The organism is Sphingomonas ginkgonis (assembly GCF_003970925.1).
Taxonomy (GTDB): Bacteria; Pseudomonadota; Alphaproteobacteria; order Sphingomonadales; family Sphingomonadaceae; genus Sphingomicrobium; species Sphingomicrobium ginkgonis.
Genome location: NZ_RWJF01000002.1, coordinates 45,889 through 59,616 on the forward strand (window position 1 = coordinate 45,889; position 13,728 = coordinate 59,616).

A 13,728-nucleotide genomic window follows, 5' to 3' on the forward strand; every position below is an offset into this window, starting at 1 on the left:
ACGCTTCACTGTTTCACGCCAAGGCCGCGCAGGAGACGGAAGAGCGACCCGTAGCGATGCCGCCCTGCCGCGAACGCCGTCCATGGTTCTGCCCATCTCCCTGGCGATCGTCGCCAAGGGCTGTTTCGTGACAATCCGATGGCGAAGCTCTGCGTCGGCTTCCTCCGTCCATCGCCATCGCTTCCTTGTCGTCACATCGGGCTCACGGGTGCAGGTGCCCGGTATCCTCGCAAGGCTCGGCTGCTGCCTCAGTCTGGATCGTACAATGCTCGATTCCGAACCGGCTATCGAGCAGGTCCGCGACCCTCTTCCTGACCGCATCGGCATCGGTGCCATCAGCAAGCGTGACGTGTGCGGTGCAGTTGATGTCGTCGGATGCCATCGACCAGACATGGAGGTCGTGGACCCCGGCAACTCCGGGCAATTCGGCGATGCCGGCACGCAACTCGGGCAACTTGATCCCTCCGGGGACGCCCTCCAACAACACGTTGGTCGTGTCCCGGAGCAGCACCCATGTCCGGGGCAGCACCCATAACCCGATCCCGACCGCTACGATCGGATCGACCCACGTCCACCCGGTGAACCGGATCGCCAGCGCTCCTGCGATCACGCCGACGGAGCCGATCATATCGGCCCAGACCTCAAGGTAAGCGCCCTTGACGTTCATGCTGGTGTCCTTGCCGGACGTGAGCAACTTCATCGATATGAGGTTCACCACGAGTCCGATCGCCGCGACGATCATCATCCCCGTCGACTGGACCGCCTCAGGCTGGCGGAAGCGCTGCACCGCCTCGACCAGCACGTAGATCGCCACGCCGAACAGCAGCAGGGCGTTGAAGGCTGCGGCCAGGATCTCGAACCGCTTGTAGCCGAACGTCCGCTTGTCGTCGGCGGGCTTCTGCCCGAACCGGATCGCGAGCAGCGCGATCATGAGCGCGGCCACATCGGTGAGCATGTGCGCTGCGTCGGATAGAAGGGCGAGGCTGTTGAAGACGAAGGCACCGACAACCTCGGCGAACAAGTAGGCGGTTGTGAGCGCCAGCGCCCAGCTCAGCATCTTGGCGTTCGCCCCAGCAGTGTGGTCGTGGGCGTGTCCGCCGTGGTCATGGCCTGCGCTCATTGATCTGTTCCTTCTGTGTCCGCATCGGAGCGGGCATCACGCAGGATTTCGAGGCCGCCTTTCACCGCGATCGCGGCGACAGCAACGCCGACGACGAGGTCGGGCCAGTTCTGACCAGTCCACAACACGATCAGGCCGGCCAAGATAATTCCGCCATTGGATACGAAGTCGTTGAGGCTGAAGGTCGTTGCCGCCCGCATGTTCACATCGGGCTCGCGCAACCGCTTCAGCAGCCACAAGCAGAGACCGTTCACGAACGCCGCGACGATCGCCATCCCGATCATGGTGGGGCCGAGCGGTTCGCTCCCGGAGAAGTAGCGCCGCCCGGCATCGAGCAGCACACCGGCGGCAAAGAGCAGCAGCAACACGCCCGATGTCAGTGCCGCCCCTCGTTTCCAGACCTGTGAACGCGAGAGCGCGAGCAAGCTGATGATATAGACGATCCCATCGGAGGCGTTGTCGAGGCCGTTTGCGATCAGAGCGCTCGAATCCGCCACCACGCCGGACACGCCGAAGCCTGCCGCCAGCCCAAGATTGAGCAGCAGAACTATCCAGAGCGTCCGGCGCTTTTCGGCCGTGTCGAGATCGAAGCTCTCTTCACTCATGCCGGCACCTCCGCGACGGGCGCTGTCTGCCGATTGCCCGCTGGCGGCAGCTCACGACTGCCGAAGCGGGCATAAAGTGTCGGCAGCACGAACAAGGTGAGCAGCGTCGCGGAGATCAGGCCCCCGATGACGACGGTCGCCAGCGGCTTTTGCACCTCCGCTCCCGCACCATGCCCCAGCGCCATCGGCACGAAACCGAGCGATGCCACGAGTGCGGTCATCGCGACTGGCCTGAGCCGAACCAGCGCGCCCCGGTGAGCCGCAAGCGCCCGATCCATACCTTCCCGCATCAGATCATGGATGGATGTCACCATGACCAACCCGTTGAGGACCGCGATGCCGGACAGCGCAATGAAGCCGACAGCCGCGGAAATGGAGAACGGCATGCCTCTCAGCACCAGCGCGAGAATGCCGCCCACCAGGGCAAGCGGAACGCCGGTGAACACGATCAGCGCGTCCCTGACGGAGCCGAGCGCACCGTAGAGCAGGAACATGATGACGATGAAGCAGATGGGGACAACGACGCTGAGCCGGTCACGGGCAGATGCAAGGTTCTCGAACTGACCGCCCCACTCAAGGTACGTCCCTGCTGGTAGCTTCACTTGAGCATCAATGGCTGCCCGAGCATCGGCCACCACGCCGGCAACATCGCGGTCACGGACGTTGGCCTGCACCACCACACGCCGCTTCCCGTTCTCCCGGCTGATCTGGTTGGGCCCGTCGACAACGGAGATCTCGGCGACGGTCGACAGCGGTACGAAACCGCCGCCCGCGGTCGGCACCGGCACCTGGGCGACGGCCGTCAGGTCCGACCTTGTGCTTTCCGCCATCCGGATCACGACCGGGAAGCGGCGGTCCCCCTCAAAGATCACGCCGGCCTGTCGGCCGCCGATTGCTGCGGCGACCGTGTCCTGCACATCGCCGGCGGTTACTCCGACCCGCGACATGGCGGTGCGGTTCGGCCGGATGTCGAGCATCGGTAGGCCTTCGGTCTGCTCGACCCGCACGTCTGCAGCACCTTGCGTCCGGCGCAGAATGCCGGCGATCCGATCGGCGGTCGCATTCATCTCGCCGAAGTCGTCGCCGAACACCTTGATCGCGATGTCGCCGCGGACGCCCGCGATCAGCTCGTTGAAGCGCATCTGGATGGGCTGGGTGATCTCGTAGGCGTTGCCAGGGAGGGTGGAGAGTCGTTTCTCCAGGCGCTCCACCAGCTCTTCCTTGGAGAGACCGGGGTCCGGCCACTCCGCTTTCGGCTTCAGAATGACGAAGGTGTCTGTGGCGTTCGGCGGCATCGGGTCCGACGCGATCTCGGAGGTTCCTGTGCGCGAGAATGCGAACCGGACCTCCGGCGCCTTCGCCAAGGCCTTCTCCACCTGGAACTGCATGGCCTGGCTCTGGTCGACCGACGTGCCGGGGATACGCACGGCCTGCACGAGGATGTTACCCTCATCGAGCTGGGGCAAAAATTCCTGGCCCAGGGTAGTGAAGGCGGCGCCGGCAAGCGCCAGCGCGCCGATCGCGACGCCGACGGTGAGCGTCGGCCGACGCATGGCGGCGTCGAGCCCCGGTTCGTAGCGCTGCCGGAGGAACGTCACCGCCCGGCTTTCCTTCTCCTCTACCCGCTTGCTGAGCCAGATGGCGATCGCCGCGGGCACGAAGGTCAACGACAGGATGAAGGCGAACACGAGCGCGATGATGACGGTGAGCGCCATCGGCTCGAACATCTTGCCTTCGACGCCGGTGAAGGTGAGCAACGGCGCGTAAACGAGGATGATGATCGCCTGGCCGTAAACGGACGGTCGGATCATCTCGCGGGCGGACGCCGCAACCAGCCCAAGCCGCTGTTCCATCGTCAGCTCGCCCTCGCGCCCATGCTGGGCTTCGGCGAGGCGTCGCAATGCGTTTTCGACGATGATGACGGCACCGTCCACGATCAGGCCGAAATCGAGCGCGCCGAGGCTCATCAGATTGGCCGAGACGCCCACCTTCAACATGCCGATGCTGGTGAGCAGCATCGTGATCGGGATGACGAGCGCCGCGATCAGCGCCGCGCGGAAGTTGCCGAGCAGAGCGAACAGGACGACGATGACCAGCAGCGCGCCTTCGGCGAGGTTGCGGGCAACCGTCGAGATCGTGGAGTTCACCAACTCGGTCCGGTTCATCACCGGCTTCACAACGACGTCGACCGGCAACGAGCGCCCGATCTGCGTCAGTCGCTCGCCGACCCCGGTCGAGACGGTGCGGCTGTTCTCACCGATCCGCATGACCGCCGTCCCGACCACCACTTCGTGGCCGTTCTCGGACGCCGAACCCATGCGGAGTGCTTGACCGATCCGAATGGTCGCGATCTGGTTGAGCAGGATCGGCACACCCTCCCGGGTGGCAACGACGGTGCGGGCAAGCTCGTCGGCATTGCGCACACGTCCATCGGATCGGACGGCGAGCCCTTCGCCATTGCGATTAACAACACCGGCACCAGCGCTGGTGTTGTTGCGCTCCAGCGCCGTGGTGAGGTCCTGCAGTGTGAGCCGCATGGCGGCCATGCGCTGCACGTCGGGGACGACGAGATATTCCTTGGTATATCCGCCGAGGGAATCGACCCCCGCCAGTCCTTCCGTGCTCTTGAGCTGGGGAGTGACGATCCAGTCCTGGACGGTTCGCAGGTACGTCGCCTTGTCGGCCTCGCTGACGAGGTGGTCGCCTTCCGGGGTGATGTAGCTACCATCGCGTTGCAGGCCCGGCTCGCCGTTGCGGTGATGAACCTGATCCAGTTCGCGGTACTCGACGGTCCACATGAAGATGTCGCCGAGCCCGGTCGCGATCGGCCCCATTTCGGGGTTCACGCCTTCGGGAAGGTCTTCCTCCGCAGTCCGCAGCCGCTCCGCGACTTGGCTACGGGCAAAGTAGATATCGGTCTTCTCGGTGAAGACGGCCGTGACCTGGGCGAAGCCGTTGCGGCTGAGCGAGCGGGTATATTCGAGGCCGGGGATGCCCGCGAGCGCGGTCTCGACCGTGAACGCGACCTGCTTCTCGATTTGGTCGGGTGAGAGGGCAGGGGCGACGACGTTGATCTGCACCTGGTTGTTGGTGATGTCGGGAACGGCGTCGATCGGCAGCTGGCGCAGCGCGCCGATCCCGAGCAGAGCCGCGGCGATCGTGAGAAGCAGAACAAGCCAGCGCTTCTCGACGGAGAGGGTGACGATGCGACCGATCATGGCTCAGTCCTCGTCCCCGCCTTCGCCCTTGCCGAGTTCGGCCTTGAGCGTGAAGCTGTTGGTGGAGGCGATCCGCTCCGAGCCGGTCAGCCCGGACGTGACGACAACTTGGCCCCCATTGGTGCGGCCCAATGTCACCGGCGTTGCCCGGAAGCCTGTGGGAGTCCGCACGAAGACGAACGACTTGTCATCGATCATCTGGACCGCGGCCGATGGCACGGCGACAGTGCGGTCTCCGCTTGCGGGCACCAGGATCGACACATTGACCGTCTCGCCGACGCGCCATGTGCTGCCGGCATTATCGAGCGTGACGATCACCGGCACCAAGCGCGTCGTCTCATCCAGAATAGGGGACACGAACGTGACGCGCCCCTCCTGACGACGTCCTGCGGCTGTCACCTCGACACGCGCGCCGGGCTTCACCCGGCCCGCATCGCTGGGCACCAGCGAAGTCGCGACCGTGACCTTGGAAAGATTGGCGACCCGGAAAAGCTCGGCGTCGGCTGCGACCGTCTGCCCGAGCGTGGCGGAACGGGCGATGACTTGGCCGGCAATTGGCGAGCGTACAGCGATGCGGTTGAGCGCACCGCCTCCGCTGCCGGTTGCGGACAGTTGCTGCTGCGCCAGGCGAAGCGCGATGCTGGCTTCCGTGGCGGCGGTCCGCGCCGCTACGAGATCCTGTTCCGGCGAGACGCGCTCGGCGAACAGGCGTTGCTCGCGACGGAGGTTCGATTGCGCAAGGGCGGCACGCGCGCGAGCGGCTTCCACCTCGGCTTTGAGCGAAGCCGCTTCGCGGCTCTCGATGATAGCGAGCGGATCGCCGCGGCCGACGGGTTGTCCGAGATTGCGTGTCAGCGAGACGAGACGCCCGCCCACCGATGCCGACACCACCTGCACGCCCTGCGGATCGCCCTCGATCGTCGCCGAAAGCTCGATCGCACCGGCGACGCCACCTACCGTGGGCCGCGTGACCTCGATACCGGCGTCTGCGATCTGCTGGGCGGACAGGGTGACGGCATCCTTCGGACCTTCGTTGGCCTCGTTGGCTTCGGCACCTTCCGTCTTTTCGGCTCCGGCCTTCTCGCCGGCTTCACCGCTGCTGCTGGTCCCGCCGCATCCGGCAAGGATGAGGGCCAGGGTTACGGGCGCCAGCGCGCGCATGATGATCTTCGTCATTGATTGCTTTCCTCAGGAGAGGGCGCGGCGACAACGAGCCGTTCAAGGCGTGCCTTTGCGTCATGGTAGGTGGCGAGCGCGTCGATCGCGGCGGTCCGCGTCTCGGACAGAGTCCGCTCGGCATCGAGCAAATCGAGCTGGCCGAACTTGCCCTCGCGGTAGCCGATCCGCGCAATGCGAGCGGCCTCGGCTGCCGAAGCCAGCACCGGACCGCTCGCGTTCCGTGCGGAGGTGGCCGCATTCGCCACCTCCGCTTGAGCGTTTGCGATGTCCTGCGCCGCGTCCAGCTCGGCGGCACGCCGCAGGGCCTGCGCCTGATCGCTTTGTGCGCTTGCTTGGGCGATGGCTGCCTTGCCGTTGTTGAAAACGGGGAAGGGAATGGACACGCCGAACACCGCGGCGACGTCGTTGGTCGCCTCGAGCCGTCGTGCGCTGGCGCTCAACGTCACATCGGGAACGCGCTGCGATCGGGCGAGCCGCACCTGCGCCTCCGCCGTCGTTGCGTCGGCACGGGCGGCGGCCAGCGCCAGCGTGCCGGCGGGTTCGATCGGCCTTGCCGGTCCGAAGCCCTCGACGCGATCATACCATGCGAGGTCCAGCGGGCCGGCCACTGGCTGGCCGATCCGCCGCGCGAGATTGTCTCGCGCTACCTCGGCAAGCCGCTGGGCACGCTCCACGGCCGTCTCTGCGTTGATGCGCAGCACGTCGGCACGCTGCTGTTCGAGCGGTGACGCCCGTCCCGCCTGCACGCGTACACCGGCTGCACGTAGCGCTTCCCGGGCGATGCCGGCCTGTTCGCGGGCTGTGACGAGGCGGCGTTCGGCCGATGCTGCCTGGATGTAGATCTGCGTGACGGCGAGCCGCAGATCGGCCTCGGCCAGCGCCGTTCCGATCCGCGCCCGGTTGCCGATCGCGTCAGCGACCGCGATCCGGGCCGAGCGCTTCCCTCCAAGCTCGATCGGGAGCGCCAGGCCGGCTGTTGTCTCCGCACTGCGGAGACCCCGATATTGGCCGCTGCCGGCGATGTTCTCGGTCTCGGCGACGATCGACGGGTTGGGGCGGTAGCCTGCGACGGTGCGCCCCGCCTCGGCGGCCCGCACCCCTGCCGTGGCTGCTTCAAGGCTAGGCGCAGTTGCGCCGGCGAGCGCCAGCGCCCGCTCGAGCGTGAGCGGGGAACTGGTCGATGCTGGTTCGGATGATTGCGCGTGCGCGATCGATGCGCACGACGCCACGGCCAATACGGCCGCGATAATACGGGACATGATGACGAACTCCTGACGAACCTGGGAAGCCGCTCGGGAAGCTCCCGGCGGGTGAGGCGCTCGTCAGGCTTGGGGAGGTCGCAGGGCGGGGTCCGAAGGCACTGGTGCCATCGGGTCGTGGCTCCACGCGACCGGCGCCATAGGGAGCCCACTCAGAGAGGCAGCAAGATTAGGCTCGAACGGCACGCCGATATGATGGCCGTGGCATCCGCCATGATGGTGCGGGTAGGCCTTGTCGGCGTCGGCCGGCACCTGGTCCCCGTCACCATTGCTATGTTCGAGCGAGCTGGCGGAGGTAGAATCGACGCATCTTACACCTTCGGTCGCGTGCGCGACCGATCCCAGCCCAAGCGACAGCATAAGCATAAAACAAAGGAACAAGGCGGATAGCCGGTGCATCGGCCCTCGCCTTAGCAGCTTACCAATTGCCATGTAACGGCTGCCTGTAAGTGGAAGGGGCAGGCGTGGAACTGGATCGCAGTTCGGCACGCGCCTGTCGCATGATCTGGAAGCCCCCCGAAAGACCCAGCACCGCCATCAATGCGGCCACCAAAAGGTCAGGCCAGGCACTGTTGAGACCAAAGACGCCGCCTGCGGCCAGCACCACGGCGATATTGCCGATCGCATCGTTGCGCGAGCAGATCCAAACCGAGCGCATATTCGCGTCACCGCTGCGGAAGCGGTACAGCATGACTGCGACCAGCAGGTTTGCAATGAGCGCCGCGACCCCAACGATGCCCATGACCTCGGCATGGGGTACAGTGCTGTGAAGCGCACCCCAGCCTGCCGCGAGTAGGACATAGAGCCCGAGCACGGCAAGCGTCGCTCCCTTCAGCATCGCTGCCCGCGCGCGCCAAGCTATCGCCATCCCGGCGACGCCCAAGCTGATCGCGTAGTTGGCGGCATCACCGAAGAAGTCGAGCGCGTCGGCTTGGAGCGCTTTCGACCCGCCCGTGATGCCGGCGACGATCTCGACCGCGAACATACCGCCATTGATGGCGAGCGCGATCCACAGCGCGCGCCGCCACTTCGGGTCATTGAGGGTGCCCGCCTTGTCGGACGCGCAGCTCGTGCAGGCCATGTTCGCCACCTCGATAGAATCGATCTGGCAGCCTATATGCACCCTCTAGTCACTAGAGGGTCAAGCGCCATGTCTGAGAAACTGACGATCGGGAAGCTGGCCTCGGCGACGGGCACGAAGGTCGAGACGATCCGCTATTACGAACAGATCGGCTTGCTGCCGGCCCCAGCGCGGTCGGCCGGCAATTATCGAACCTACGAGGGCGAGCATCTGCGGCGCTTGTCCTTCATTCGTCGGGCGCGGGACCTCGGGTTTTCGATTGATCAGGTGCGGGAGCTGATGGGGCTGGCCGATCGTCGCGAGCAATCCTGCATGGCCGTGGACGTGATCGCCAACCAGCACCGAGATGCGATTACGCGGAAGATCGCCGACCTGACCGCCCTCGCGGGCGAACTGGACGCGCTGATCGACTCCTGTAGCCGCAACACCGTGGCCGACTGCAGGATCATCGAAGCCCTCGGCCCGAGCGTGGAGACGGCTGATGCGCTAAACGGTTGATCTAACCTGTTCCCTTTACGTTCCGTCGCACGTTACAAGGACGCGAAGGGAATCATAATGCTGCCACTCATGCAGCCGGTCCCGCTCGCCGACGTACCGAGGGGGACCGTTCTCCGCATCGTTGGCGCAGCAGGAGCCGGCTTTCCAAGCCCCGCCCAGGATTGGGAGGATGACGCGATAAGCCTGATCGAGCTGCTTCGGCTCGATCGGGCGGCGAGTTTCGTGTTCCGGATCAGCGGCAGCAGCATGCTGGAGGCTGGTATCCACGATAACGACGTGGTGGTGGTCGATCGCGATATGCGTCCGGCGGAAGGGCACATAGTCATCGCGATCGTCGACGGGGGGTTCGTCTGCCGTCAGCTCGTTCACCGGCGCGGTGCTGCGTTCCTCGAGGCGCGCAATAGTCAGCAACGCTATGAGGCGACGCCAGCAGACGGGGTTGAGATATGGGGTGTCGTGCGGACCGGTGTCCGTGATTACCGGCGCTAGGCCCATGTCCTGGGCGATCGTCGACATAGCCAATTTCTACGTCAGCGCGGAGCGGCTGTTCGATCCCTCCTTACGCGGTGTGCCGGTTATCGTCCTGTCCAACAACGACGGGTGCGCGGTCGCCCGCAGCGAGGAAGCGAAGGCGCTCCACGTCCGGATGGGTGAGCCGGTCTTCAAGATCCGCGATCGGATCAAGCGGCACGGCATCCAGCTCCGGTCTAGCAATTATGAGTTGTATTCCGACCTGAACCGGCGGTTCAACGCCGTGATTGCCGAGCACTCCGATACGGTGGAAATCTACTCGATTGACGAGAGCTTCTTCCGGCTGCCGGTGCTGCCAAACGGCCTCGGCGATGTGAAGGTGGCGCATATGGTCCGTGAGGACATCGTCCGATCAGTCGGACTGCCGACCCGGATCGGGCTCGGCCCGACGCGCACGCTCTCGAAGGTCGCGAATGCCTTGGCAAAAGCGACCGAGAAGGTCTGGGGCGGGGTGGTCGACCTCCACGACGTAGAGTTGCGACGGCGTCTGTTCGAACATTGGCCGGTCGGGGAAGTGTGGGGGATCGGCGGTGCGCTCGAAGCGCGGCTACGGCCCCTCGGGGTGAAGACGACGGCGGATCTCGCTGCGCTGCCGCCTGCGGTCGCGCGCGATGTCGGGACGGTCGTCCTCGAACGCCTCGTGCGGGAGCTGGGCGGGGTCGAGTGCGACGACTTCAAGGTCGCTCCCGAACCGCTCAAGGCGACCGCAGTGACACGGCAGTTCGGCGAACCTGTCACCTCGCTCGTCGAGTTACGCGAGGCGATGGCACGACGTGCGGCGAGGGCGGCAGAGAAGATCCGTGCTCAAGGGTTGGCGGCGAGCCGGCTGATCGGCTTCGCCCATGGCTCCCGATACAAGCCGAACCCGCCTTCGGCGTCGCGATCGGCGCGGCTGTCGCCTCCGACCAACGATCCCCGTGTCATCGTCGGGATCGCGACAAAGATGATGGAGGCGATGTTTGAGCCGGGCGGGGTCTATACCAAGTGCGGCGTGCTGCTGGAGGACCTGACGACGGAAGGGCGGGGCCAAGCCGACCTGTTCGCAACGCCTGACCCCAAGGCCCCGGCCTTGCTGGCAGCAATGGACGGGCTCAACGACCGCTTTGGACGCAACACCGTTGTCTTGGCAGCGCAGGGCTGCGGGGCACGATCGTTCGACACCAAACGATCGCAAAAAAGCCCGGCCTGGACGACGCGGATCGGGGAGATACCGGTCGCTCGCTAGGCGACGTCGGTGGGATCGGTATATCTGACGCCATGTGTAACCGTGCCCGCATGTCGAATGAGCCCGAGACCCTTTGGGGATCGGCCGCGAAGCTGTTCAGCGAACGACCCCGCGACAATCGGTTCGACCCTCGTGAGCTGCGCCCCAAGAGCCGCAACTATGTCATTCGCGAACAGGGCGGGGAGCGGGCCTGGGACGTGATGACCTGGGACGTGCTCGGCGGGAAAGCTGCATGGCCGATGACCAACGTGCGCCAGCTCGGGCTTTCGCAATGGCGCAGGCTGGCAGAGAAGCCGGAGAACCGCTGCCTCGTGCCGCTGACCGAGTTTTGCGAGTTCACGCCTGACAAGCATGATCTGGGCGACGGCAAGCCTCCGCTCAAAGGGGAGATGTGGTTCGGCGTGACCGATCAGCCGGTGTTCGCGGTAGCCGGCTTCTGGCAGCGCACAGAGGGCGGAAACGGCTTTACCATGGTGACGTGCGATCCGAACACGCTGGTCGCGCCGATCCACCCCAAGGCAATGATTACGATCCTCGCGCCCGAGGACATCGATACGTGGCTGCGCGGCTCCTATGACGATATCGTCGCCCTGCAGAAGCCCTATGATCCTGACAAGATGGCGGTGCGGGGGCCTGTCTTCCCGACCCGACGCGACGAACGCTAGGCTCCGCCTAGCGGCTCCGATCCTTGCCGCGATCTGGCGGCGGTGTACCCGGGGAGGGTGGCAGCGCGGACGTCCCTTCGAGCGCAGCCCCGGTCTTGATCCGGTCGGCGATGAGCTGGCGGGTAGACTCCCCGACCGCGTTGACCATGCGCGCGCTTTCGCCGCGGTCACGCGCCTTCTGCATGGCGTCGTCGACGATCGCCTGGGCGGGCGCGAGACGTGGATCGGCGTGGTTCTTCTCGGCGGTGTTCTTCAGGAACGCCTCGGCAAGCCGTTCCTGGCCCGGTGAGGCACCGGGAGGTAGGATCGGCCGCTCCAGCGAGCGGATGGCGCGCTGAAGCTGTGCCGGTTGCTGCGAGTTGATCTGCGAGCCGAGCGCAGCTCCGATCTCACGCACGCGCTCGAGCGGGGTTTGCTGGGGCGTGATGACCGCATCGACCTGCCGGACGCCGAGATAGGTGAGCAGGTGCGATTGATAGATCGGCCCCTTGGCGTGACGGACGTAGGCCAGCTCGGTGCGCGCATTGGCGATGGTCGCGGACGACGCGCCTTCCTTGACGAGACTGCGCAGCCGGTCGGCCGCCTGATGACGCGCAGCGGGGAGGTAGCGTTCCAGCTCCTCGCGCGCCTTGCCGAGCGTCACCCGGTAACGCTGTCCCTCGGGTGGCGCGCGCTGGGGCAGCAAGGCGATCCCGGCGGGGCCGATACGCGCTTCGGGCGCGAGGTCGCGCCGGATCGCCGTCTCAGCGAGCACCGCCGCCATGGGTCGGTGATCGCCGGTGAGGAAGCCGTGCCGGGACGCATCCATCCAGGCGGTCTTGTCAATCGAGGCGATCCGGATCGGGTGGCCAGCATCGCGCGCGAGCTGGGCGGCGTGATGGCGCATCGTCCGCCCGTTGCCCTCGCGAAAGGGGTGGATGGCGTTCATTTCGTTGATGTGGTTGCCGAGCCGGTCGAAAAACTCGTCACGGGTGAGGCCCTTCAGGGTGTCACCCGTGCTGATATCGGCGAAGCGCTTGTCGAGTTCGCGCGCAATGTAGGGGACGTGCGCGAAGTTTGACCCGCCCTTGGCGATGTTGACGCTACGGTCCTGGCCTGCCCACTCGTACAGGTCCTGGAAGAGATGCCGATGGAGAGCGCGATAGCCGTCTGCCGTGGTCGGAAAGGTCAGGCGCGCGGCTTCGGCCCCCCGCGCCTGGGTCAGTCTCCGCTCGGCTTCTGTGAGGGTCTTGTCGTCCGTGATCCCAAGCCGGTTCCGAAGTGTGTCCGTATCGGGATAGGTGTAGGGATCGTCTGCCAAGGTCAGGCTGCGATCTGGCTGGTTCCTGGCTTGTAGAGGCCTAGGATGATGGACGGCATGAGCGAGGGCGGCACGCCCTCGTCCAGCATCATCGCGAACATCGCGTCCTCGTCGCCGGTCGGCGTCATGTCCTCGATGACGAGGTTGGCGCGCGCCTCGGCAACGTCCTCGCGCCACAACGCGATCTGCTCGGCCGTGCCGCGCTCGAACGTCATCGAGCGGATACGGCCGCGCAGCACCTCAAGATCGATCTGGCTCATGACGTATCCTTCCGTCGTTAACCCTACGCTCAACGGCGCGATTCCTCAACAAATCACTGCCTAATACCAATGAGCCGAAGGGGTTAGTATTCGCTCGCAAGCATGATGGTGAGCACCCGCTTGGTCAGCCGCTCGTCCCATGGCGCTTCGCTGCCGTAGGTGAGGCTCGGGTCGTAATAGTCGACTTTCCAGAACACAGTCTGGGCAATGGCCCCGACGTCGTCTGGCCGGTCCTCCGACCACGCTCCGCTCGCGAGCTTATAGACCGCGCCAAAGTCGTGCTCCCCATACGGATCGTTGTCGCCGTCGAACCGCGAATATCGGGTAATCGCGACCAGTGCCGCAAGACGGTCCAGCTCTGTCAGCGACTGGAATCCGATCGTGACGTTGGCGAGGCTGGCGGTGCCGGGGTTCTGGCGGACCGCGTCGTTGAGACGGCGGATGGTGTCGATCTGCTCGGGGGTTGCCATGGCTTGATCCTCCTTCTTGGCATGGGCCGCAAGGCCACTCGGCCTCACGGCCCTGCCTGTCCGGCGAGGACGGGATGGGGAGGGGCAGCGAGAATCTTGGAAAGCTGGCGCGGGCGAGCCGCCCTAGCGCGGCCGGCCCTTTGGGTCGGGTGCCGCGCTCGGCGGATTACACGGGCGGCAAGATTGTCGTTCGGGAACGAAAGGGCGGAGCCCTTGGCGTTCCCCGCGGCGAAGCCGCCATCGCAACAGCGCCCACCCCCGGTGGTCATTACTGAGCCGGTCGCCAATCGGAGATCGCGCGGCTATCCAGGCGTCCT

13 protein-coding genes are annotated in these 13,728 nt (G+C 65.6%); 4 read left to right on the top strand and 9 right to left on the bottom strand.

Features of this window, described 5'->3' with window-relative positions; genetic code table 11:
• Nucleotides 1-202: 202 nt before the first annotated feature.
• The 6 genes from HMF7854_RS15420 to HMF7854_RS15445 form a co-directional block, all read right to left on the bottom strand.
• Nucleotides 203-1,120, bottom strand: a complete 918-nt coding sequence (locus HMF7854_RS15420; protein ID WP_126720312.1) for a cation diffusion facilitator family transporter — start codon at nucleotides 1,118-1,120, stop codon at nucleotides 203-205.
• Nucleotides 1,117-1,725, bottom strand: a complete 609-nt coding sequence (locus HMF7854_RS15425; RefSeq protein ID WP_126720313.1) for a cation diffusion facilitator family transporter — start codon at nucleotides 1,723-1,725, stop codon at nucleotides 1,117-1,119. The genes HMF7854_RS15420 and HMF7854_RS15425 overlap by 4 nt, the downstream gene beginning before the upstream one ends.
• Nucleotides 1,722-4,943, bottom strand: coding sequence for an efflux RND transporter permease subunit (locus HMF7854_RS15430; RefSeq protein WP_126720314.1), 3,222 nt, complete (start codon nucleotides 4,941-4,943; stop codon nucleotides 1,722-1,724). Before HMF7854_RS15430 ends, HMF7854_RS15425 begins: the two co-directional genes overlap by 4 nt.
• 3 nt (nucleotides 4,944-4,946) lie before the next feature.
• The gene (locus HMF7854_RS15435; RefSeq protein ID WP_126720315.1) at nucleotides 4,947-6,119 is read right to left on the bottom strand and encodes an efflux RND transporter periplasmic adaptor subunit; all 1,173 of its coding nucleotides are present in this window, start codon (nucleotides 6,117-6,119) and stop codon (nucleotides 4,947-4,949) included.
• Nucleotides 6,116-7,381 carry a TolC family protein gene (locus HMF7854_RS15440; RefSeq protein ID WP_126720316.1) on the bottom strand — a complete coding sequence of 422 codons (1,266 nt, stop codon included), beginning with the start codon at nucleotides 7,379-7,381 and terminating at the stop codon, nucleotides 6,116-6,118. The genes HMF7854_RS15435 and HMF7854_RS15440 overlap by 4 nt, the downstream gene beginning before the upstream one ends.
• Nucleotides 7,382-7,799: 418 nt before the next feature.
• Nucleotides 7,800-8,462, bottom strand: a complete 663-nt coding sequence (locus HMF7854_RS15445; RefSeq protein WP_126720345.1) for a cation efflux transmembrane domain-containing protein — start codon at nucleotides 8,460-8,462, stop codon at nucleotides 7,800-7,802.
• 69 nt (nucleotides 8,463-8,531) lie between these two features.
• On the opposite strand from HMF7854_RS15445, the gene HMF7854_RS15450 reads away from it, so the two are divergent.
• Genes HMF7854_RS15450 through HMF7854_RS15465 form a run of 4 tightly spaced genes read left to right on the top strand, consistent with a single transcriptional unit; the run spans nucleotide 8,532 to nucleotide 11,381 of the window.
• A complete protein-coding gene (locus HMF7854_RS15450) occupies nucleotides 8,532-8,960 on the top strand; it encodes a MerR family transcriptional regulator (protein WP_126720317.1) in 429 nt (142 codons plus the stop codon).
• 54 nt (nucleotides 8,961-9,014) lie between these two features.
• Nucleotides 9,015-9,449, top strand: coding sequence for a LexA family protein (locus HMF7854_RS15455; RefSeq protein WP_126720318.1), 435 nt, complete (start codon nucleotides 9,015-9,017; stop codon nucleotides 9,447-9,449).
• Nucleotides 9,450-9,453: 4 nt separating this feature from the next.
• The gene (locus HMF7854_RS15460; protein ID WP_185829346.1) at nucleotides 9,454-10,716 is read left to right on the top strand and encodes a Y-family DNA polymerase; all 1,263 of its coding nucleotides are present in this window, start codon (nucleotides 9,454-9,456) and stop codon (nucleotides 10,714-10,716) included.
• Nucleotides 10,717-10,748: 32 nt separating this feature from the next.
• Nucleotides 10,749-11,381: an SOS response-associated peptidase family protein gene (locus HMF7854_RS15465; protein ID WP_126720319.1), complete on the top strand. Its 633-nt coding sequence runs from the start codon at nucleotides 10,749-10,751 to the stop codon at nucleotides 11,379-11,381.
• Nucleotides 11,382-11,388: 7 nt separating this feature from the next.
• Here HMF7854_RS15465 and HMF7854_RS15470 read toward each other — a convergent pair whose 3' ends face one another.
• From HMF7854_RS15470 to HMF7854_RS15480, 3 genes are all read right to left on the bottom strand, one after another.
• Nucleotides 11,389-12,681, bottom strand: coding sequence for a Fic/DOC family protein (locus HMF7854_RS15470; protein WP_126720320.1), 1,293 nt, complete (start codon nucleotides 12,679-12,681; stop codon nucleotides 11,389-11,391).
• Between the two features lie 2 nt (nucleotides 12,682-12,683).
• Complete coding sequence (locus HMF7854_RS15475) at nucleotides 12,684-12,941, bottom strand: hypothetical protein (RefSeq protein ID WP_126720321.1); 258 nt, start codon at nucleotides 12,939-12,941, stop codon at nucleotides 12,684-12,686.
• An 83-nt stretch (nucleotides 12,942-13,024) separates the two neighbouring features.
• Complete coding sequence (locus HMF7854_RS15480) at nucleotides 13,025-13,411, bottom strand: DUF3768 domain-containing protein (protein ID WP_126720322.1); 387 nt, start codon at nucleotides 13,409-13,411, stop codon at nucleotides 13,025-13,027.
• Nucleotides 13,412-13,728: the final 317 nt, after the last annotated feature.

Coding starts and splice junctions, on each gene's coding strand:
- HMF7854_RS15420 (WP_126720312.1), bottom strand. CDS start 1,120: ATGAGCGCAGGCCATGACCACGGCGGACACGCCCACGACCACACTGCT.
- HMF7854_RS15425 (WP_126720313.1), bottom strand. CDS start 1,725: ATGAGTGAAGAGAGCTTCGATCTCGACACGGCCGAAAAGCGCCGGACG.
- HMF7854_RS15430 (WP_126720314.1), bottom strand. CDS start 4,943: ATGATCGGTCGCATCGTCACCCTCTCCGTCGAGAAGCGCTGGCTTGTT.
- HMF7854_RS15435 (WP_126720315.1), bottom strand. CDS start 6,119: ATGACGAAGATCATCATGCGCGCGCTGGCGCCCGTAACCCTGGCCCTC.
- HMF7854_RS15440 (WP_126720316.1), bottom strand. CDS start 7,381: ATGTCCCGTATTATCGCGGCCGTATTGGCCGTGGCGTCGTGCGCATCG.
- HMF7854_RS15445 (WP_126720345.1), bottom strand. CDS start 8,462: ATGGCCTGCACGAGCTGCGCGTCCGACAAGGCGGGCACCCTCAATGAC.
- HMF7854_RS15450 (WP_126720317.1), top strand. CDS start 8,532: ATGTCTGAGAAACTGACGATCGGGAAGCTGGCCTCGGCGACGGGCACG.
- HMF7854_RS15460 (WP_185829346.1), top strand. CDS start 9,454: ATGTCCTGGGCGATCGTCGACATAGCCAATTTCTACGTCAGCGCGGAG.
- HMF7854_RS15465 (WP_126720319.1), top strand. CDS start 10,749: ATGTGTAACCGTGCCCGCATGTCGAATGAGCCCGAGACCCTTTGGGGA.
- HMF7854_RS15475 (WP_126720321.1), bottom strand. CDS start 12,941: ATGAGCCAGATCGATCTTGAGGTGCTGCGCGGCCGTATCCGCTCGATG.
- HMF7854_RS15480 (WP_126720322.1), bottom strand. CDS start 13,411: ATGGCAACCCCCGAGCAGATCGACACCATCCGCCGTCTCAACGACGCG.